This window comes from Pseudomonas sp. 58(2021), from assembly GCF_017491585.1.
Taxonomy (GTDB): Bacteria; Pseudomonadota; Gammaproteobacteria; order Pseudomonadales; family Pseudomonadaceae; genus Aquipseudomonas; species Aquipseudomonas fluorescens_BT.
In genome coordinates this window covers 183,479-203,075 of the sequence record NZ_JAFGYZ010000012.1, presented here as the reverse complement: position 1 = coordinate 203,075, position 19,597 = coordinate 183,479, and the positions used below count along the sequence as shown (strand labels likewise).

Genomic DNA, 19,597 nt, shown 5'->3' with positions numbered 1-19,597 from the left:
ATTGAGAACGCGATGAACCGACAAGGTTCATCGCGTGGGGAAGGACTACGGCAGGACTTGCTTGAACGGCTTCACGACAACGTTGGCGTAGACGCCGGCGGCGATGTACGGATCGGCATCGGCCCAGGCTTGTGCCGCGCTCAGGGAATCGAATTCGGCAACGATCAGGCTGCCGGTGAAACCCGCCGCGCCCGGATCATTGCTGTCGACCGCCGGGTGCGGGCCGGCCAGGACGATGCGGCCTTCGCCCTTGAGCACTTGCAGGCGTTCAAGGTGCGCCGGGCGGGCGGCGAGGCGCGCGTCCAGGGAGTTGGCGACGTCGGTGGCAATGATGGCGTAGAGCATGTCAGTCCTCGGTTTTTGGCGTTGTGGTATCGGCGTCGTGCAGGTGACGGGACAGGTAAATGCCCTGAGCGACCAGGAACAGCACGGTCAGGCCCAGGCTGCCGAACACCTTGAAGTCCACCCAGTAGTCCTGGAACGTGAACGCGACGAACAGGTTGGCGGCGCCGCAGAACAGGAAGAAACCGATCCAGGCGATGTTCAGGCGCGTCCAGACGGCGTCCGGCAGGGTCAGTGCGTGGCCCATGATGCGCTTGATCAGCAGGCGGTCACCGATGAAATGGCTGCCGATGAAGGCCAGGGCGAACAGCCAGTTGACCACCGGGGCTTTCCACTTCAGGAAGGTTTCGCTGTGGAAAGCCAGGGTCAGACTGCCGAACACGAGGCAGGCGATCAGGGTCAGCCACTGGCTCTTTTCCAGCTTGCGCTGCTTGATGAAGAGCGCGCCATAGACCACCAGGGAGCTGATGATCAGCACGGCGGTGGCGCTGTAGATGCCGCCTACGGTCAACTCATTGCCGGCAACGTCGACGGTGCGTGGATCGAGTTTGTAGACGATGAAAAACAGCAGAAGCGGGATGAAATCGATGAATTGTTTCACAGTGAGAGCCAGAAGCTGGATGTGGCGGCATAATAACAAACATATGGGCGCGCGATAGCGCCGGCTGATTTGAGGTTACACATCCCCGTGAATGTTGATTTGCACTGCCACAGCACGGCCTCCGATGGCGCCCTGGCGCCTGCGGCACTGGTTGCGCGTGCGTTCGAAAATGGCGTGCGAGTCCTGGCCCTGACCGACCATGACACCCTCGAAGGCCTCGCCGAAGCGCGCACGGCCGCCGAAGCGCTGGGCATGCAACTGGTCAACGGCGTCGAACTGTCCTGCACCTGGGGCGGCGCGACCATTCATGTGCTGGGCTACGGTTTCGACGTCAACGCCGCGCCGTTGGTCGAGGCGATCGCCAGTCTGCACGATGGCCGCTGGCTGCGGTCTGAAGAAATAAGCCGCAAGCTCGCCCTCAAGGGCATGCCCGGCGCGCTCGACGGCGCGCGGCAGATCCAGCAGGAACTGGGCGACAGCGGCAACGCACCGGCCCGTCCGCATTTCGCCGACTGGATGGTGCGTAAAGGTTTCGTCAAGGATCGCGCCGAAGCGTTCCGCAAATGGCTCGGCGCCGGCAAGCTGGGGGACGTCAAGCAACACTGGCCGACCCTCGAAGACACCGTCGGCACGCTGCGCGCCGCCGGCGCCTGGGTCAGCCTGGCGCATCCGTGGCACTACGATTTCACCCGCAGCAAGCGCCGAAAGCTGATTGCAGACTATATTCAAGCGGGCGGGCAGGCGATCGAAGTGGTCAACGGTCACCAGCCTGCGGAACAGGTGGGCAGCCTTGCGATTCTTGCCCGTGAGTTCGGTCTGCTGGTCAGCGCCGGCAGTGATTTCCATGGCCCTGGTGGCTGGTCCGAGATCGGCCAGTACCGGCCGGTGCCGGAGGACCTTTCACCCCTGTGGTGTCGGTTCAAACATGACACAGTTATTGCCGCCGTCTGAACAGGTAGAGAATGTGAGTCAATTTTTCCAGATTCATCCGGAAAACCCGCAAGCGCGCCTGATCAAACAGGCGGTCGAGATCATCCGCAAGGGTGGGGTGGTGGTCTATCCCACGGACTCTTCCTACGCGATCGGCTGCCAGATCGGCGACAAGAACGGCATCGAGCGCGTTCGACGCCTGCGTCAGCTCGACGAAAAGCACAACTTCGCGCTGATCTGCAGCGATCTGTCGCAGTTGGGCAATTACGCCAAGATCGACACCGGGACCTTTCGAATCCTGAAAGCCCACTTGCCGGGGCCTTACACCTTCATTCTCAACGCTACCCGTGAAGTGCCGCGGCTGTTGCTGCATCCGAAGAAGCGCACCATCGGCCTACGCGTGCCGAGCCATCCGATTGCCTTGGCATTGCTTGCCGAACTGGGCGAGCCGCTGATGAGCGTGACCCTGATCATGCCCGGCGATGAAGACCCGCTGAGTGATCCGTACGAAATGCGCCAGTTGCTGGAGCATCAGGTGGACCTGATCATCGACGGCGGTTTCGGCGGCATCAAGGCCTCCACCGTAATCGACCTGACCGGCGACGATCCGGAAGTGGTCCGCGTCGGTTGCGGCGATCCGGCTCCGTTCATGGTCGAGGCCTGAATGTCCGCAGTGGAAACCGTTGATCCCCAGGCCGGTGCCCAGCAGGAACTGCCGTTTGCCATGGTCTATGGCCAGGCCGTCACGGAAATGCCGCTGGACCTGTACATCCCGCCGGACGCCCTGGAAGTCTTCCTCGAAGCCTTCGAAGGCCCGCTCGACCTGCTGCTGTACCTGATCCGCAAACAGAACATCAATATCCTCGACATCCCGGTGGCGGAAATCACTCGTCAGTACATGGGTTATGTCGAGTTGATGCAGTCGGTGCGCCTGGAGCTCGCCGCCGAATACCTGGTGATGGCCGCGATGCTGGCCGAGATCAAGTCGCGGATGCTGCTGCCCCGGGCCGAAACCGTCGAGGATGAAGAGGAAGACCCGCGCGCCGAGCTGATCCGCCGTCTGCAGGAATACGAGCGTTTCAAGGCTGCGGCCGAAGGCATCGATGGCCTGAGCCGGGTCGGTCGCGACGTGATCGTTCCAAAACTCGACGCGCCGCAGGCCACGGTGCGCAAGTTGCTGCCGGACGTGGCGCTGGAAGAAATCCTGATGTCCATGGCAGAAGTGCTGCGCCGTGGCGACATGTTCGAAAGCCATCAGGTCAGCCGCGAGGCGCTGTCCACCCGCGAACGCATGAGCGACGTGCTGGAGCGTCTCAAGGGCGGCGGCTTTGTGCCGTTCGTCGAGCTGTTCACCGCCGAGGAAGGCCGGCTCGGGGTGGTAGTGACCTTCATGGCGATCCTTGAACTGGTCAAGGAATCCCTGGTCGAGCTGGTGCAGAATGAGCCGTTCGCCGCGATCCACGTGCGAGCCCGAGTCGAATAACGAGTCCGAACATGAACCTGAGTGAACCCCGCGAGCTGGCGCCCCTGCTTGAAGCCTTTCTGTTGGCCTCGGGAAAGCCGCAAACCCTTGAACGTCTGTACGAGTTGTTCGAGGAAGGCGAACGGCCGGAGCCGCCGGTCTTCAAGAAAGCCCTGGCCCTGCTGGAAAAGTCCTGCGAGGGGCGGGCGTTCGAGCTTAAGGAGGTCGCCTCCGGCTATCGCCTGCAGATCCGCGAGAAGTTCGCGCCATGGGTTGGCCGACTGTGGGAAGAGCGCCCGCAGCGTTATTCCCGGGCCCTGTTGGAAACCATGGCGCTGATTGCCTATCGCCAGCCGATTACCCGTGGCGAGATCGAAGATGTGCGGGGCGTGGCGGTCAACACCAACATCGTCAAGACGCTGATGGAGCGCGAGTGGATCCGCATCGTCGGCTATCGCGACGTGCCGGGCAAACCGGCGATGTTCGCCACCACCAAGGCGTTTCTCGATCACTTCAACCTCAAGAGCCTTGACGAGTTGCCGCCACTGGCCGAACTGCGCGAGATCGAGCCGGATCCGGTGCTCGACTTCGACGATGCTCCAGTGCCGCCTGGCCTGCAGGAGCTGGCCGATGCCAGTGCCGAGCCGGAAGAGCAGAAAGAGGAAACCAGTTTCCACACGCTGTTGCTGGAGCTGGACAGCATGGAGGAGGGGATCAAGACCGACTTCGACGACTTGCTGCGTGACGGGGTGGGCGGCGAATCGATGCCGACAGGGGGTGAGTCCGATCCGGTCGAACCGCCGGTTGAGGGGGAGCCAGAATCTGACTTTGAGCCTGAATTCGAGCCTGAATTTGAGTCCGAACCTGAACTGGAAGACGATGTGCTCGGCGTGGCCGAAGCCCGGGAAAAACTGCTGGCCGCCGTTGCTCGCCTCGAACAACCCGCACCAGAACCTGAGCCAGCACTGAGCGAAGAAGAAGCCGAAGCCCGGGCACTGGCCGAAGCCATCGAAGCCGAACGCCGCGAGTTCGAAGATTGAGCATGAGCTCGACCAAAGACCCGTGCATCAGCCTCTGCAAGTTCAGCGATGACATCTGTCTGGGCTGCGGCCGCAGCAAGCGCGAGATCAGGGCCTGGAAGAAACTCGACAAGGACGACAAGCGCACGGTGTTGGCCGAAGCTGCGCTGCGCCTGATCAAGCTCGGCGCCACCGGTCGGCGGAAAAAGAAATAACCTTGGTTTGATCGACTAGTCTCTGATGCGCACGCGGCCACATCCGCGTATGATTCGCGACCCTTCGGCGATCCCTTCGCCCGAAAACCCAGATTTCAATGCTTCGGCAGGCCCAATCCAGAGCCGCTGAACAGACCACACCGGGAGGTGCCCAGATGAGTGACAACCAGAAAGACGACCAGCAAATCGGCCCAGCAGGCGAAAAACTGCAGAAAGTCCTCGCCCGTATCGGCGTCGGCTCGCGCCGTGACGTGGAAGCGTGGATCAGCCAGGGCCGGATCAAGGTCAATGGCACAGACGCCACCCTTGGCCTGCGCGTCGACATGCACGATGCCATTACCATCGATGGCAAGGTCATCAAGCGCGAAGAGGCTGCCGAGTCGGTCCGCCGCGTGATCATGTACAACAAGCCGGACGGCGAGATCTGCACCCGTGACGACCCGGAAGGTCGTCCGACCGTGTTCGACAAGTTGCCGCGTCCGAAAGAAGGGCGCTGGATCAACATCGGCCGTCTCGACATCAACACCACCGGTCTGCTGATGTTCACCACCGACGGTGAGCTGGCCAACCGCCTGATGCACCCGTCCTACGAGATGGACCGCGAGTACGCAGTCCGTGTTCGCGGCGAAGTCGATGACGAGATGATCGAGCGTCTGAAGGCCGGCGTCGTGCTGGAAGACGGTCCGGCGCGCTTCACCGATATTCAACAGGCACCGGGCGGCGAAGGCTTCAACCACTGGTATCACTGTGTGGTGATGGAAGGTCGCAACCGTGAAGTGCGTCGTCTGTGGGAATCCCAGGGCCTGGTGGTCAGCCGTCTGAAGCGCGTGCGTTTCGGTCCGGTGTTCCTCAACTCCGACCTGCCGATGGGCCGCTGGCGCGAAATGAGCCAGTACGAAGTCGACGTGCTGAGCGCCGAAGTCGGCCTGACCCCGGTGGCCATGCCGCAACTGAATGCCAAGAGCAAAGACAAGCTCGACCGCATGCAGCGTAAATCGTCGCGGCCGATGCCTCGCACCGAGCGCGTGCGTACCTTGCGTCCGGCCAACGGCGCACCGGCGGCGGCCGGCCCGCGTACCGTGCGTGAGCCGCAGATCGAAGGCGAGCGTCCGGGTCGCAAGCCCGCGGCGCGTCCGGATGGCGAGCGCGCTCCGCGTGGGCGCACCGAGCGTGGTGAAGGTCGTGCACCGGCCGGTCGCGGTACGCCAGTGGCGGATCGTCCAGCCGAGGCCAGGCGTCCGGCCAAACCGGCGCCGAAGCGTCCAGGCATCAAGCTGGCGGACGACGACAAGCCGTCGGGCAAGCGCCGTGGCGCACCGGCCGGTTCCGGCCAGCGTCCGGGTTTCGGTCGCAAGAAGCCGGAATAACGCAGTTGTAAGCTTCGAGCGGCAAGCTTCAAGCTGAAAAACAGAAGCGCCAACCTCAGGGTTGGCGTTTTTTTTTTTGGATTTTTGTTTCTTTTTTGGGATGTGTTTTTTCTTGTTTTAAAACAAAAAAACTGACGTTCTTCAGATAGTTAGCCAGCTAATGTCAATCACGTGCCTGCCTTCTATCCGTCTGAGGTGGAAATTTTTCGTTACGCACTGTCAGTGAATGTTTACGGAAAATCCTCTGAAGTCCCGTGGATCGCTTGCCTCTGGCGTGCTGTAAGGAAAATCTGCCGGAGTCCCGTCCGCCGGGCCTTGCGCAGCGCTCTGGTGCGCTTGTTTCAGCGCCGTTTGGAGGGTGAGATGCGCCCCATGCCTGTCGTGCAGGTGCATAACAAGAAGGAGGCGCAATGAACGCCGATATCCAATTTCACTTCTCTACGTGGGACGGATTTTCCATCGTCCACGCCGATGGCCTGCAAAGGCCTGACTCAATTTTTGCAGCCGCCCGGGTCGCCCGGGGTGGACACACGCAATCCCGGCAACCGACACGCTGATCCAGCGGGGTCTGGCAGCAGGGGGTTAGCGGTGTACAATGCGCCGCGTTTTACCTGTGACCCTCTGCGTAATCGCGCATACCTCAAGGCTATCCGTCTTGTTCACTCCGTCGCGTCACGAGCGTGTCGGGTTCGATTTCGTCACAGATAAAAACAAACAGGTGACGCATGACCGTTGTAAAAAAGCTGAATTCCTGGTGCCTGCGCTGGGGTTTGATCAAGGTTGGTTGAAATCGCAACCTTGCAGCAACGTCTACTGAACATCATCAAACCTTGCGTGAGACCTTTTTCATGAGTGGACAAAACTCGCAATCAGGCGAGCTGAAACGCGGCCTGAAAAATCGCCATATTCAACTGATCGCCCTCGGTGGCGCGATCGGTACAGGATTGTTCCTCGGCTCGGCCGGGGTGCTGAAATCCGCCGGCCCGTCGATGATCCTCGGCTATGCCATCTGCGGCTTCATCGCTTTCATGATCATGCGCCAGCTCGGCGAAATGATCGTCGAAGAGCCGGTGGCCGGATCCTTCAGCCACTTTGCGCACAAATACTGGGGCGGTTTCGCCGGTTTCCTGTCGGGCTGGAACTGCTGGATCCTGTACATCCTGGTGGGCATGTCGGAGCTGACCGCAGTCGGCAAGTACATCCACTACTGGGCGCCGGATATCCCGAGCTGGGTCACCGCAGCCGCGTTCTTCGTGCTGATCAACGCGATCAATCTGGCCAACGTCAAAGTCTTCGGTGAAGCCGAGTTCTGGTTCGCGATCATCAAGGTCGTGGCGATCGTCGGTATGATTGCCCTGGGCAGCTACCTGCTGGTCAGCGGTCATGGCGGCCCGCAGGCGTCGGTCAGTAACCTGTGGTCCCACGGCGGCTTCTTCCCGAACGGCGTCAGTGGTCTGGTGATGGCCATGGCGATCATCATGTTCTCCTTCGGTGGTCTGGAAATGCTCGGTTTCACCGCCGCCGAAGCCGACAAGCCGAAAACCGTGATCCCGAAAGCGATCAATCAGGTGATCTACCGGATCCTGATTTTCTACATCGGCGCACTGGTCATCCTGCTGTCGCTGACCCCGTGGGACAGCCTGCTGGAAACCCTCAACGCGTCGGGCGACTCCTACAGCGGCAGCCCGTTCGTGCAGGTGTTCTCGATGCTCGGCAGCAACACCGCCGCGCACATCCTCAACTTCGTGGTCCTGACCGCAGCGTTGTCGGTGTACAACAGCGGCACCTACTGCAACAGCCGTATGCTGCTGGGCATGGCCGAGCAGGGTGATGCACCGAAAGGTCTGGCGAAGATCGACAAGCGCGGCGTGCCGGTGCGTTCGATCCTGGCGTCGGCGGCTGTGACTCTGGTGGCTGTGCTGCTCAACTACCTGATCCCGCAACACGCGCTGGAACTGCTGATGTCGTTGGTCGTTGCAACGCTGGTGATCAACTGGGCGATGATCAGCTTCTCGCACTTCAAGTTCCGCCAGCACATGAACAAGACCCACCAGAAGCCGCTGTTCAAGGCGCTGTGGTACCCGTACGGCAACTACATCTGCCTGGCGTTCGTGGCGTTCATTCTCGGTGTGATGCTGCTGATCCCGGGCATTCAGGTCTCGGTGTATGCGATTCCGGTGTGGGTCGTGTTCATGTGGGTCTGCTATGTGATCAAGAACAAGCGTGGTGCGCAGCAGGCGTTGCACGCTGCCGTGAAATAACGCGGCAAGCCAAACAACAAACCCGGCCAGGCGCCGGGTTTTTTGTTTTCGCGGATTTCGACAGTGATCCCGAACGCCTTGCGCGTTCGGTGGTTCGAGGCTCTATGCGTAGTCGGCAATGGGATAAAGCGTGCACAACGCTTCGGTCTGTAAGCGAAATTGTTCCCTGGCGGAGTGCTCCAGTGTGTAATCCCGTTCGCCGAGCGCTGTCACTTTGTCGAGGATCCGGCACATCAGGTCGACAATCTGCCGGCATCCCCGCGAGTCGATGTGGCGCTGGGCAATGGAGCCCGTGCCGATACGCAACCCACTGGTCACGGAGGATGATCGAGCCTCGCCGGGGACACGATGCCTGTTCACGATGATCCCGCATTGTTCCAGCGCCGATTCTGCAATGGCGCCGGTGATGCCGCTGCGCAACCGAAGCAGAATCGTGTGATTTTCACTGCGTCCGCCCACGACTTCGTAATCATGTGCCTGAAACGCAGTGGCAAGTTCATCGGCGGTATGGCGGATCCGCGCCATGTAAGCGTCGAATTCGGCCGACATTGCATGACCCAGCGCCGTCGCCTTGGCCGCGATCATGTTGACGGCCGGCGCGCCCTGCATGCCGGGAAACACGGCGTGATCAAGGGCGCGGCTGAAAGTCGTCCGCAAGCCGGGGACTTTGGTATTGGCGTCCCGGCCGCAAAGAATCAGGCCGCCTCGGGGGCCCATGAGTTGCTTGTGTGTGCAGGTGGTCGTGACGTGTGCAACGTCAATCGGGCTCGGATGCCGTCCGGTGGCAACCAGTCCGGCGATGTGTGAAATGTCGGCGAGCAGGATGGCGCCGGCCTCATCGGCAATCTCGCGAAAGCGTTCGAAATCCACGATCCGCGAGTAAGCAGTGGCGCAGCACATGATGATGCGCGGGCGGTGAGCGAGCGCCAGCGTTCGCACCTCGTCGTAATCGATCAGGCCTTGGGAGGTCGTACCGTACTGGATGGCTTTGTAGTGGTCGCTCGAGAACGCTGCGGTGCTGCCGTGGGTGAGGTGGCCGCCATGTTCGACGGCCATTCCCAGCAGGGTATCCCCCGGTTCGAGCAGGCCGGTGAGCACCTGGTAATTGGCGTTCGATGCCGAGTGTGGCTGCACGTTGGCGTACTGAGCGCCGAACAGCGCCCGGGCTCTTCGAATGGCCAGCGACTCGACCAGGCTGACGTTCTCGCAACCGGCGTTATAGCGCCTGCCGGGTGTGCCTTCGGCCGTCACGTTGACCAGCGCCGACGCAGAGGCCGCCAGGGTGCGTGGGTTGACTGCGCAGGAGGAAGATACCAGCGACAGGGTCTGGTGCTGTCGCGTGACTTCGGCGTCAAGGATCTGCGCGAGTTCGGCGTCTTGCACTCGCAGATCCGTCAGGCCGCGCCGCAGCAAGTCGGCCTGGGTCGTAAGCAGTTGAGTATTGACCGGCATTCTTTGTATTCCTTCCCTGTTTGTTGCGCGCCGCGAACAACAGCGCGACTTTCCTGGTTTTGCGTGTGCCGACATCCATGTATCGCCACAAGCTGTACAGGCGGATCCGTGTTCCGGCGCCGATGCGCGCAAAACCAACGTCTGTACAGGTAGCCACTGTCTGATTTCCTCTGCGGGTTACCGTGACGAGGGACAGCTTGAAGCATCATAGTTTTTTTGTTTGTGAACGCGAGAAAAATTAATCAAAAAAATGAACATTGTTCAAAGAAAATGATTCTTTTTGCAGGGCTCAAGGTGTAAAGCTGTAGGGCGACCGTCGCCGCTTTGCGGTGGTGAAGGGAAAGGCAGCGGGAACTAACACGTCAGTACAGCTTGCAGGTGAGTCTGCAAGTCTGGATGAGTCGCCCCGGTTTCGGTCACTCAAGGATGGAGGATGCTATGATCTCTCGCGGTTTTGACAGGGATGCAACTGTAATCAACGACCTGATGTGAGTACCCGTGAGTCATCATTCAGGGTGTGTTTTCATTACAGTTATAAATGGGCGGTCAGTAACTCATGCACAGAAGAGAAAGATCGGAGAATCTGAAAAACAATATCAAGTACCTGATAAAAAGTCGTGGGGAGACGCAGCTGTCCTTGTGTAACTCCAGTGGCCTGACCAGAACGACCATCTATAACATCCTCGAGGGGAAGGTGGTCAATGTGCAGCAGTCCACGGTTCGCAAGATTTCCGATTTCTTTGGTGTTTCCTATGAAGAAATAGAAACCATCGATTTTGAAGAGAAGGAGATAATAGAAAGCAGTATCTCGCCGCAGGGGAACATGAATCCGGCGGCAGTGCCTGTTCTGAAAGAGAGTCTGGTGATCCAGAATCTGGACAAGAGAATTGGCGAGTTGGCCACGGTTTATCCATTGACTTATTATTTTGGCGCCTCTTTCAATTTGATAGGTGTGCTGCTGGAAAACGAGATCAGTGGATTGAATGAGCCGGGCGATCTATTGATCGTACAGAAAGGTTCTTCGAGTAGTGACAGGGAAAAGCTGCTGTATGACAAAGCCACGAACAGGCTGCTGATATCCAGAGAGACTGGCGTTGCCACGGATCGTATTTGTGTTATCGGGGATATAATCGAGGAACGATTTAATGGGCTGTAGTGTTGGAATGGAAAACAGCAAGTACAAGCTATTGGGATTTGAAAACGGTAAAAGCCTGGCTGTCATCATGGTGATTGCGACAGGCAAGATAATCAAAATAAAACTGAGTGAAGTGTTGAATAGTGAGATTATGGATAATCTGAACAAGCTGGAAATAAAGAATCTGTACAAGAAGTTTTATTCCCAGGGAGGGGCGCTCACCGCTTATGAGTTGAATGATCGCCATGAGAGTTCCTGGATGATCTATATCATTCTGAACCTCATGTTGTTTACGCTGTATATCTTTACCAGTATCGCCGCGACCAAGCCGATCTATCTGGAGTCTCTGGACATTATCGTAACGCCTGGGACTTTTCTTTATCCGCTGACGTTTCTGATCGTCGATCTGTTGAATGAAACGTTCGGTCTCAGGCTTGCGCGAAAAGCGATTCTCTTTGCCTTCATCAGCAACGCGGCCATCATCATCCTGCTGGCCATCACGACTCATCTCCCCGGATTGCCTGGCTGGAAGCTCGATGGCCCTTACAATGATGTCATTGGCCAGTTGTCTTCTGTCCTGGTAGCTTCCTCTGTTTCATTTCTGGTTTCCGAAAATATAAACTCGTATTTGCTGTGCAAAATCAAGGAACTCACAAATTCCAGATTCCTGTTCTTGCGCGTGTTTTTAAGTACGTTGTTTGCGGTAATCATCGACAGCTTTCTTTTCTGCTTCATCGCGTTTTATGGTGCGATGGAAACCAGCGCGATACTGAACATGATCTACGTTCAGATTGCGATAAAGGTTGGCTTCGCTTTCTTTAATGTATTGCCTGCTTATGGGGCAAGGGCATTGTTCAAGAAGTACCTGACTGGCGGTCAGGCGCAATAATGCAGAATGGCGCTCACCGGGTGTATCGGTTTTGTCATACCGGGTGAGCGCTTGTTGTGTCGTCGAATATTCAGTTCAGATTCAGTTTTGCTTTCAGGCTGTGCGTAACCCGATCTTTGTTGTTCAGGTATTCATTGAGGCCTTTGGCACGAAGGTTACACGCGTCGCAATTGGAGCAGCCGTTACCTTTGATGCCGTTGTAGCAAGTCAGTGTCTGGTCCCGAATGAACTCCAGTCGCTGATGGTAGTCGGCCAGGGCCCAGGTTTCCGCTTTGTTCAGCCACATCAGCGGAGTGTCCAGGGTCAATTGATAGTCCATGCCCAGTTCCAGGGCTTTGTTCAATGCCTTGACGAAGTCATCCCGGCAATCCGGGTAACCCGAGAAGTCTGTTTCACAAACGCCGGTAATGACGGTTCTGGCTTGTACCTGATACGCATAAATGGAAGCCAGGGTCAAAAACAGGATGTTTCTGCCGGGTACAAAAGTACTGGGCAGGCTTTCTCCTGAACTGTTGATGGTCGGAACCGGAATGTTGTCGCGGGTCAGGCTGCTGATGGCCAGTTCATTCAGCAGCGACACATCCATGGTCTTGTGCACGGTCACGCCAAGTTCTTTTGCCAGTTGCTGTGCAACTTCAATTTCCGCGCGATGGCGCTGGCCATAGTCAAATGTGATGCAGTGAATTTCATCGTAATGGGTCAAGGCATGGATCAAGCAGGTTGTTGAATCCTGTCCGCCGCTAAATACGATGACTGCTTTATTGCTCATGATTATGCTTCCTGCATGGAAAGGGTAAATGCAATATTCGAACAATAATCGAGGGGGGCTTGTCCCGGTTGCTCATTGCCGTGGCGATATTCTACGTAGTACGGCGCTCATTGGCACTGACGAATGCCCCCCTATTGACGGCGCATTTTCTCCCAAACGTTTTCCCGTTTCGCCTGATAGTCGCCGTGTATAGTGAAAAGGCGCAACACTGAAAGCACACCCAGGGTCCTGCTGACCGTAGTTTCTACAGATGCGGCGTAGCGCAAGGCTCTACGATGAGAATGCAATGCTGAAGATTTCCAATAACGTGCATCTGCCGGATGCCGAGATCGAACTGACCGCTATCCGCGCCCAGGGGGCCGGCGGGCAGAACGTCAACAAGGTCTCCAGCGCCGTGCACCTGCGCTTCGACATTCCGGCCTCGTCCTTGCCCGAGTTCTACAAGGAGCGCTTGCTGGCGCTGCGTGACAGCCGCATCACCAGCGATGGCGTGCTGATCATCAAGGCCCAGCAATACCGCACGCAGGAACAGAATCGCGCCGATGCGCTGGAGCGCCTGATCGAGCTGATTCTCAGCGCTACCAAGGTCGAGAAGAAGCGCCGGCCGACCAAGCCGACGCTGGGTTCAAAGAAACGTCGGCTCGAATCGAAAACCAAGCGTGGCAGTATCAAGGCCGGGCGGGGCAAGGTGGATTTCTAGTCTTCGCGGTACTTCGATGTGTGGCGATACAGATAGATGCTCAGTGCCAGGCCACTCAGTGCGGCAATGGCAGCGAACAGGAAGATCGAGGCAAAACCGAAGCCCGCCGCAATCGCCCCGGCCAGGGGGCCGGTGATCCCCAGCGACAGATCGATGAACAACGAATAGGCGCCGACCGCCGCCCCACGGCTGGAGGCCGGCACCAGGTTCACCGCCTCTACGCCCAGTGCCGGGAACACCAGCGAGAAGCCGAAACCGCTCAATGCCGCGCCGGCCAGCGCCCAGTGTGCATCCGGTGCGATCCATAGCAGCAACAGGCCGAGGGTTTCCACCGACAGACAGGCAATCGCTACGCGAAAGCCGCCGAGACGGTTGATCAGATTGCCGAACAGCAGTCGCGCGCCGATGAAGCTGGCGCCGAACAGGCTCAGGCACAGCACCGCGTTATCCCAATGCCGGGTGGCGTAATACAGCGTGATGAAGGTGGCGATGGTGCCGAAACCGATCGAGCCCAGTGCCAGGCCGCAGCCGTGTGGAAAGACACGCCCCAGTACGTGCATGAACGGCAGGCGCTCGCCGGCGACAATCGGCGCAGCGGTCTTCGGCCAGGCCAGCAGCACTCCCAGCGTTGCGAGCAGCAGAATGCTCACGCCCATGCTCCAGAGGCCGAAACGGCTGACCAGCCACACCCCGAGCGGCGCACCGATCGCCAGCGCGCCGTAACTGGCGATGCCGTTCCACGAGATGACTTTGGCCGTGTTGGCCGCGCCGACGCGGCCGATGCCCCAGCCGATCGATCCGGAACCGACGAGACTTTCCGCGCTGCCGAGTACCAGGCGACCAACGAACAGGCTGATCAGGCTGAGCATCGGCAGGTTGGGCGTCCATGCGGAGATCAGCATGAACACACCGCTCAAGCCGCAACCGGCCAGACCAATCATCACCGCACGTTTGCTGCCCTGGTTGTCGATGATCTTGCCGGCATACGGACGGCTGAGCAGGGTGGCAAGGTATTGCACGCTGATCACCAGACCGGCGATGACCGCGCCGAAACCCAGGTCGCTGTGCACATAGCCCGGCAGTACGGCCAACGGAATGCCGATATTGAGGTAACCGATGAAGGTGAACAGGACGATGGAAACGACTTGCAGCGTGACCGCCAGGGGGCGCTGGGGTTCTGGCATTGAGGACGACATGAGTAACGATCCACGGGGAGAGCAGAATAGATAGGCTGCTCATGATACCGGCGTGGACGATTCTGCGGCGGGGAAAAGTAAAACTATTTGGCCGGAGCGACCAGTTGCGTGGTGACCAGTGCCGCGAGGGCGTTTTCTTCGCTGCCGAAACGGGCGAGCAGGGCGGCCTGTTTCTCGGGCGAGAGGCGGCTCCAGATCTCGATCATCTTCTCGGTGGCGCCGATGAGGATTGCGGCCTGGTGTTCGTCAAAGGATTCTTCGGTCATGGCGGGCTCGGCTTCAGGCAGTGTGGAAAGCGCATGTTAGCGCTTTCCACACGGTCTGTACGGCGGGTATTACTTACTCTTCGCTGTCGGCCGGACGGCTTTCGGCGGCTTCTTTCGGCTCGGGCTGTTGGGCGCCGGCTTGTTGCGTGGTCGTCTGCTCAGTTTCGTGCAGGCTTGGGAAGGGGAGATTCGGAATCTCGTGCATGGTTGCGCTCCTCGCTAAGTCTGTTGATAGATCTGGTAGATCCGCGCTTTCAGAAAGCCTGCGAAGGATACAGCAGGAAAAGTGACAAACAGATTTTTAAATCCATTTGTTTCGACAGGCGGGATTGTCTAGACAAGTGCGACAGGGTGACGCAGGGCAAATGTGGGAGCGAGCCTGCTCGCGATAAGTGCTTGTCAGTCGACATTTGTGCTGACTGATGCACCGCTATCGCGAGCAGGCTCGCTCCCACAATTGGGGTTATTTGCAGACGTTGGCGATCGCTTCGGCCAGCAGGTCGAGGCGCGTCGCATCAATCCCGGCGACGTTGGCCCGGCCCGAGCTGACCATGTAAACGCTGTGATGCTCGCGCAGGTTTTTCACTTGTTCCGGCGACAGGCCGGTGTAGGAGAACATCCCGCGTTGCACGCCAATGTGCGCAAAACGCTCGCGCAGACCGTGCGGTTCCAGCGCTTCCACCAAGCCACTGCGCAACTGGGCGATGCGCAGACGCATGGCTTCCACTTCGTCGGCCCAGCGGCGTTTCAGCTCCGGGTCGGCGAGGATCGTGGCGACGACAGCGGCGCCGTGATCCGGTGGCGTCGACCACAGGTTGCGGGCGATGTGGGCCAGCTGACTGCGGATGTCGATGAGCTTGTCAGCGCTTTTCGCGCAGACGATCAGCGCACCGGTGCGGTCGCGGTACAGGCCGAAATTTTTCGAGCAGGAACTGGTGATCAGCAGCTCGGGCAACTCGGCGGCGAACAGCCGGGTTGACCATGCATCCTGCTCCAGACCGTCGCCAAAGCCTTGGTAGGCAAAGTCGATCAGCGGCAGCAGGTTGCGGCTGCGCACCACGTCCAGCACCCGGTGCCAGTCGTCGTGACCGAGGTCGAAACCGGTCGGGTTGTGGCAGCACGCATGCAGCAGCACCACATCACCTTTCGGCACTTCATTGAGCGCGGCGAGCATTGCATCGACGTCGAGACGGTTGTCGCTGCCGACGTACGGGTAATGGCTGATTTTGACCCCGGCGGCCGCGAAAATCGTTTCGTGGATCGGCCAGGTCGGGTTGCTCAGCCATACGCCTTTGCCCGGCAGGCATTGCGCGATGAAATCCGCTGCCAGACGCAGGGCTCCCGTGCCGCCCGGGGTCTGGGTGGCGCCGGCACGTTGCTCGGCGATCAGTGCCGAATCGGCACCGAGCACCAGCTCATTGATGACTTTGCCGAATAGCGGATTGCCATGGCCACCGATGTAGGTCTTGGTGTCTTGGCTCTCGACCAGACGCGCCTCGGCGATTTTCACCGCCTCCGGGATCGGCGTCAGGCCCTGGGCATCCTTGTAGACGCCCACGCCGAGGTCGAACTTGCGCGGGTTGGAATCTTGCGCGTAGGCCTCCATCAGGCCGAGGATCGGATCGCCGGGCACCCGGCCGATGGCGTCGAAGTGCATTACTTGCGTCCTTCTGCAGTCTTGGCCACTTCGTCAGTGCGCGCGGCCATGATGAAGTCGTTGCGGTGCAGGCCTTTGATCGAGTGGCTCCACCAGGTCACGGTGACTTTGCCCCACTCGGTCAGCAGGCCCGGGTGGTGACCTTCGGCCTCGGAGATCTCGCCGACGGCGTTGGTGAAGGCCAGAGCGTGCTTGAAATTCTTGAACAGGAAGACTTTTTCCAGCTGCATGATGCTGTCACGCACTTCGATGTTCCAATCAGGGATCTGCTTGATCAGGATCGGCAGTTCTTCATCGCTGACTTGTGGGGCATCGGCACGGCACGCTTCGCAATGGGCTTGGTTCAAAGTGGACATGGTTTGATTCCTGAGATCGGATGTCTTTTTTATAAGAGCTGTTACGGTCGTCAATGTCGTCACGCTAAACCAAAGCCGCGACGACTGACAGACTCACTTGTAAGTAAAAGCCACGGTTCACGCAGCTTTTGGTTTCGGTGGAAACTTCGGTGCGTGCAGACCCAGCTGCATGCCTTGCTTGACCATGGCCATGATGTCTTCGTGAGCCAGGTCGAACAGGCGCTTGAGGTTCGGCAGGACAAAATACAACGGTTGCAGGATGTCGATGCGGTACGGCGTGCGCATGGCTTCCAGCGGATCGAAGGCCTGATGCTCGGGCTCGTCCGACAGCGAATAAACGGTTTCTTTCGGCGAAGAAAGGATGCCGCCGCCGTAGATGCGTTTGCCTTGCGGGGTGTCGACCAGGCCGAACTCGATGGTCATCCAGTACAGACGCGCCAGATAAACGCGTTCTTCCTTGGTCGCTTGCAGGCCGAGCTTGCCGTAGGTGTGGGTAAATTCAGCGAACCACGGGTTGGTCAGCAGCGGGCAGTGGCCAAAGATCTCGTGGAAAATGTCCGGCTCTTGCAGGTAGTCCAGTTCTTCACGGGTGCGAATGAACGTGGCCACCGGAAACTGCTTGCTGGCGAGCAATTCGAAAAAGGTCTGGAAGGGGATCAGCGCCGGGACGCGGGCAACCTGCCAGCCGGTGGTCTCGCCGAGCACCTTGTTGATCTCGCCCAGTTGCGGGATGCGGTCGTGGGGCAGGCCGAGTTTTTCGATACCGTCCAGGTATTCCTGGCACGCCCGACCCTCGATCACTTTCATCTGGCGGGTGATCAGCGTGTTCCACACCGCGTGTTCTTCGGCGGGGTAGTCGATAAAACCTTGCGCATCGGGCTCGCGGGCCACGTATTGCGTCTGCTTCATACTGCTCTCCTGCGAGGGGAATTCGTTCTTGTTATGTCCTGCGATGGACTGAGAAATACCCCAGCGTGTGCCGTGTTGCACCAGGTTGATGGCCGGTCAGGCAGGAAAAGTCTCTTTGAGCCGTAAATTTTTCGTTACGCTTTGTGCGATAAGTCGTGATTACGGTGATTAGCGGGTTTGAAATGGCCAGTGTCTGTCACATAATCTTGACGACTATCTTGCGGGCGGCAGAGAAAAATCCGCCCCTTTACCTGTTTCGGGCCTTTATATGCGTATCAAAGTCCACTGCCAGAACCGCATCGGCATTCTGCGCGACATCCTCAATCTGCTGGTGGAGTACGGGATCAACGTCGCCCGCGGTGAGGTCGGCGGTGAACACGGCAACGCGATCTATCTGCATTGCCCGAATCTGATCAACCTGCAGTTCCAGGCGCTGCGACCGAAATTCGAAGCCATCGCCGGGGTGTTTGGCGTCAAACGGGTGGGGTTGATGCCCAGCGAGCGCCGACACATGGAGCTGAATGCGCTGCTCGGTGCGCTGGAGTTTCCGGTGCTGTCGATCGACATGGGCGGCTCCATCGTTGCCGCCAACCGGGCGGCGGCGCAGTTGCTCGGGGTTCGGGTCGACGAGGTGCCGGGGATTCCACTCTCGCGTTATGCCGAAGACTTTGACTTGCCGGAGCTGGTGCGCGCCAACAAATCGCGAATCAACGGCATGCGGGTCAAGGTCAAGGGCGACATCTTTCTGGCCGACATCGCCCCGCTGCAATCGGAGCACGACGACAGCGAGGCCATGGCCGGTGCCGTGCTGACCTTGCACCGGGCGGACCGCGTCGGCGAGCGCATCTATAACGTGCGCAAGCAAGAGTTGCGTGGCTTCGACAGCATCTTCCAGAGCTCGAAAGTGATGGCGGCGGTGGTGCGCGAAGCCCGGCGCATGGCACCGCTGGATGCGCCGTTGTTGATTGAAGGCGAAACCGGCACCGGCAAGGAATTGCTGGCGCGTGCCTGTCACCTGGCGAGCCCGCGCGGCCAGTCGCCGCTGATGGCGCTCAATTGTGCGGGGCTGCCGGAGTCGATGGCCGAGACCGAGCTGTTCGGCTATGGCCCTGGTGCCTTTGAAGGGGCGCGGGCCGAAGGCAAGCTCGGATTGCTTGAGCTGACGGCGGGCGGCACGCTGTTCCTTGATGGCGTTGGCGAAATGAGCCCGCGCTTGCAGGTGAAATTGCTGCGCTTCCTGCAGGACGGCTGCTTCCGGCGTGTAGGCAGTGATGAAGAGGTTTATCTGGATGTGCGGGTGATCTGCGCCACCCAGGTGGATCTGTCGGAGCTGTGTGCGAGAGGGGAATTTCGCCAGGATCTGTATCACCGTTTGAACGTGCTGTCGCTGCACATTCCGCCCTTGCGCGAATGCCTCGACGGTTTGACGCCGCTGGTCGAGCACTTCCTCGATCAGGCCAGCCGGCAGATCGGCTGCCCGCTGCCGAAACTGGCGCCGACGGCAATGGACCGGCTCAGTCACTACCATTGGCCGGGCAACGTTCGGCAACTGGAGAACGTGCTGTTCCAGGCGGTGTCGCTGTGTGATGGCGGGACGGTCAAGGCCGAACATATTCGTCTGCCGGACTATGGCGTGCGTCAGCCGCTTGGCGACTTCTCGCTGGAGGGCGGGTTGGACGAGATTGTCGGGCGCTTCGAGAAAGCGGTGCTGGAGCGACTGTATTCCGAACATCCGAGCAGTCGACAACTGGGCAAGCGGCTTGGGGTTTCGCACACCACGATTGCCAATAAGCTGCGTGAGTACGAAGTCGGCAAGGAGTCAGGCAACGTCTGATCACGCCCACGCAGATCGTTCCCACGCTGATCCCTCATGCAGTGTGGGAACGATCAATTGATAAGGGTCAGGTGTTTGCCGCCAAGCGGCATGACACCGCCGGTTTTTCGTCTTCGATACATTCCCCCAAACCCCGCCAATTCCCTCAAGTCCTTTGTTTATCGGGTCCCTGGCCGCCAGAAAAAAGTTGGTCTGCAAATTGCTTGTGGGTCAGCAGTACAGCGGTGGGCGGCAAAC

The 19,597-nt window shown here is 59.1% G+C and carries 21 protein-coding genes; 11 read left to right on the top strand and 10 right to left on the bottom strand.

Going from position 1 to position 19,597, the window contains the following annotated elements; genetic code table 11:
• Positions 1-45: 45 nt before the first annotated feature.
• Positions 46-345, bottom strand: coding sequence for a YciI family protein (locus J5M72_RS16235; RefSeq protein WP_096822226.1), 300 nt, complete (start codon positions 343-345; stop codon positions 46-48).
• 1 nt (position 346) lies between these two features.
• The gene (locus tag J5M72_RS16230; RefSeq protein ID WP_169429363.1) at positions 347-943 is read right to left on the bottom strand and encodes a septation protein A; all 597 of its coding nucleotides are present in this window, start codon (positions 941-943) and stop codon (positions 347-349) included.
• Between the two features lie 87 nt (positions 944-1,030).
• Here J5M72_RS16230 and J5M72_RS16225 point away from each other — a divergent pair, with 87 nt between their 5' ends.
• The 7 genes from J5M72_RS16225 (at position 1,031) to J5M72_RS16195 (ending at position 8,197) form a co-directional block, all read left to right on the top strand.
• Complete coding sequence (locus J5M72_RS16225; protein ID WP_207866364.1) at positions 1,031-1,894, top strand: PHP domain-containing protein; 864 nt, start codon at positions 1,031-1,033, stop codon at positions 1,892-1,894.
• A 13-nt stretch (positions 1,895-1,907) separates the two neighbouring features.
• Positions 1,908-2,537: an L-threonylcarbamoyladenylate synthase gene (locus J5M72_RS16220; protein ID WP_096822250.1), complete on the top strand. Its 630-nt coding sequence runs from the start codon at positions 1,908-1,910 to the stop codon at positions 2,535-2,537.
• A 120-nt stretch (positions 2,538-2,657) separates the two neighbouring features.
• Positions 2,658-3,356 (top strand): ScpA family protein, encoded by a 699-nt coding sequence (locus J5M72_RS16215; protein ID WP_169432605.1) that lies wholly within the window; start codon positions 2,658-2,660, stop codon positions 3,354-3,356.
• A gap of 11 nt (positions 3,357-3,367) precedes the next feature.
• Positions 3,368-4,375: an SMC-Scp complex subunit ScpB gene (gene scpB, locus J5M72_RS16210; RefSeq protein ID WP_207866362.1), complete on the top strand. Its 1,008-nt coding sequence runs from the start codon at positions 3,368-3,370 to the stop codon at positions 4,373-4,375.
• Positions 4,376-4,377: 2 nt separating this feature from the next.
• Positions 4,378-4,569 (top strand): DUF1289 domain-containing protein, encoded by a 192-nt coding sequence (locus J5M72_RS16205; RefSeq protein ID WP_085710416.1) that lies wholly within the window; start codon positions 4,378-4,380, stop codon positions 4,567-4,569.
• Between the two features lie 155 nt (positions 4,570-4,724).
• Positions 4,725-5,936: a 23S rRNA pseudouridine(2605) synthase RluB gene (rluB, locus tag J5M72_RS16200; RefSeq protein ID WP_207866360.1), complete on the top strand. Its 1,212-nt coding sequence runs from the start codon at positions 4,725-4,727 to the stop codon at positions 5,934-5,936.
• A gap of 848 nt (positions 5,937-6,784) precedes the next feature.
• Complete coding sequence (locus J5M72_RS16195; protein WP_207866359.1) at positions 6,785-8,197, top strand: amino acid permease; 1,413 nt, start codon at positions 6,785-6,787, stop codon at positions 8,195-8,197.
• A gap of 102 nt (positions 8,198-8,299) precedes the next feature.
• Here J5M72_RS16195 and J5M72_RS16190 read toward each other — a convergent pair whose 3' ends face one another.
• Positions 8,300-9,649: a serine hydroxymethyltransferase gene (locus J5M72_RS16190; protein WP_207866357.1), complete on the bottom strand. Its 1,350-nt coding sequence runs from the start codon at positions 9,647-9,649 to the stop codon at positions 8,300-8,302.
• 556 nt (positions 9,650-10,205) lie between these two features.
• Here J5M72_RS16190 and J5M72_RS16185 point away from each other — a divergent pair.
• Together J5M72_RS16185 and J5M72_RS16180 are read left to right on the top strand one after the other, a co-directional pair.
• Positions 10,206-10,805: a helix-turn-helix transcriptional regulator gene (locus J5M72_RS16185; RefSeq protein ID WP_169429370.1), complete on the top strand. Its 600-nt coding sequence runs from the start codon at positions 10,206-10,208 to the stop codon at positions 10,803-10,805.
• Entirely contained in the window at positions 10,795-11,673 is an 879-nt protein-coding gene (locus J5M72_RS16180) for a queuosine precursor transporter (RefSeq protein WP_169429371.1), read from the top strand. Before J5M72_RS16185 ends, J5M72_RS16180 begins: the two co-directional genes overlap by 11 nt.
• 70 nt (positions 11,674-11,743) lie before the next feature.
• On the opposite strand, the gene queC is transcribed toward J5M72_RS16180, so the two are convergent.
• Positions 11,744-12,442 carry a 7-cyano-7-deazaguanine synthase QueC gene (queC, locus tag J5M72_RS16175; protein ID WP_207866355.1) on the bottom strand — a complete coding sequence of 233 codons (699 nt, stop codon included), beginning with the start codon at positions 12,440-12,442 and terminating at the stop codon, positions 11,744-11,746.
• Positions 12,443-12,728: 286 nt separating this feature from the next.
• Between queC and arfB the strand changes: the two genes are divergently transcribed.
• Positions 12,729-13,142 carry an alternative ribosome rescue aminoacyl-tRNA hydrolase ArfB gene (arfB, locus tag J5M72_RS16170; RefSeq protein ID WP_169429373.1) on the top strand — a complete coding sequence of 138 codons (414 nt, stop codon included), beginning with the start codon at positions 12,729-12,731 and terminating at the stop codon, positions 13,140-13,142.
• Here the strand turns inward: arfB and J5M72_RS16165 are convergent.
• The 6 genes from J5M72_RS16165 to phhA form a co-directional block, all read right to left on the bottom strand.
• Complete coding sequence (locus tag J5M72_RS16165) at positions 13,139-14,326, bottom strand: MFS transporter (protein ID WP_207866388.1); 1,188 nt, start codon at positions 14,324-14,326, stop codon at positions 13,139-13,141. The genes arfB and J5M72_RS16165 overlap by 4 nt on opposite strands.
• 95 nt (positions 14,327-14,421) lie before the next feature.
• Positions 14,422-14,604: a hypothetical protein gene (locus tag J5M72_RS16160; protein WP_169429374.1), complete on the bottom strand. Its 183-nt coding sequence runs from the start codon at positions 14,602-14,604 to the stop codon at positions 14,422-14,424.
• A 73-nt stretch (positions 14,605-14,677) separates the two neighbouring features.
• Positions 14,678-14,809, bottom strand: a complete 132-nt coding sequence (locus J5M72_RS29175) for a hypothetical protein (protein WP_007958347.1) — start codon at positions 14,807-14,809, stop codon at positions 14,678-14,680.
• Between the two features lie 258 nt (positions 14,810-15,067).
• Complete coding sequence (locus J5M72_RS16155) at positions 15,068-16,261, bottom strand: amino acid aminotransferase (RefSeq protein ID WP_207866353.1); 1,194 nt, start codon at positions 16,259-16,261, stop codon at positions 15,068-15,070.
• Positions 16,261-16,617, bottom strand: coding sequence for a 4a-hydroxytetrahydrobiopterin dehydratase (locus J5M72_RS16150; protein WP_003222798.1), 357 nt, complete (start codon positions 16,615-16,617; stop codon positions 16,261-16,263). The genes J5M72_RS16155 and J5M72_RS16150 overlap by 1 nt, the downstream gene beginning before the upstream one ends.
• A gap of 117 nt (positions 16,618-16,734) precedes the next feature.
• Positions 16,735-17,571 carry a phenylalanine 4-monooxygenase gene (gene phhA / locus J5M72_RS16145; RefSeq protein ID WP_323161804.1) on the bottom strand — a complete coding sequence of 279 codons (837 nt, stop codon included), beginning with the start codon at positions 17,569-17,571 and terminating at the stop codon, positions 16,735-16,737.
• Positions 17,572-17,794: 223 nt separating this feature from the next.
• On the opposite strand from phhA, the gene J5M72_RS16140 reads away from it, so the two are divergent.
• On the top strand, positions 17,795-19,360 hold the full coding sequence (locus J5M72_RS16140) for a sigma-54-dependent transcriptional regulator (RefSeq protein WP_207866351.1): 1,566 nt from the start codon (positions 17,795-17,797) through the stop codon (positions 19,358-19,360).
• The last annotated feature ends 237 nt before the right edge of the window (positions 19,361-19,597 follow it).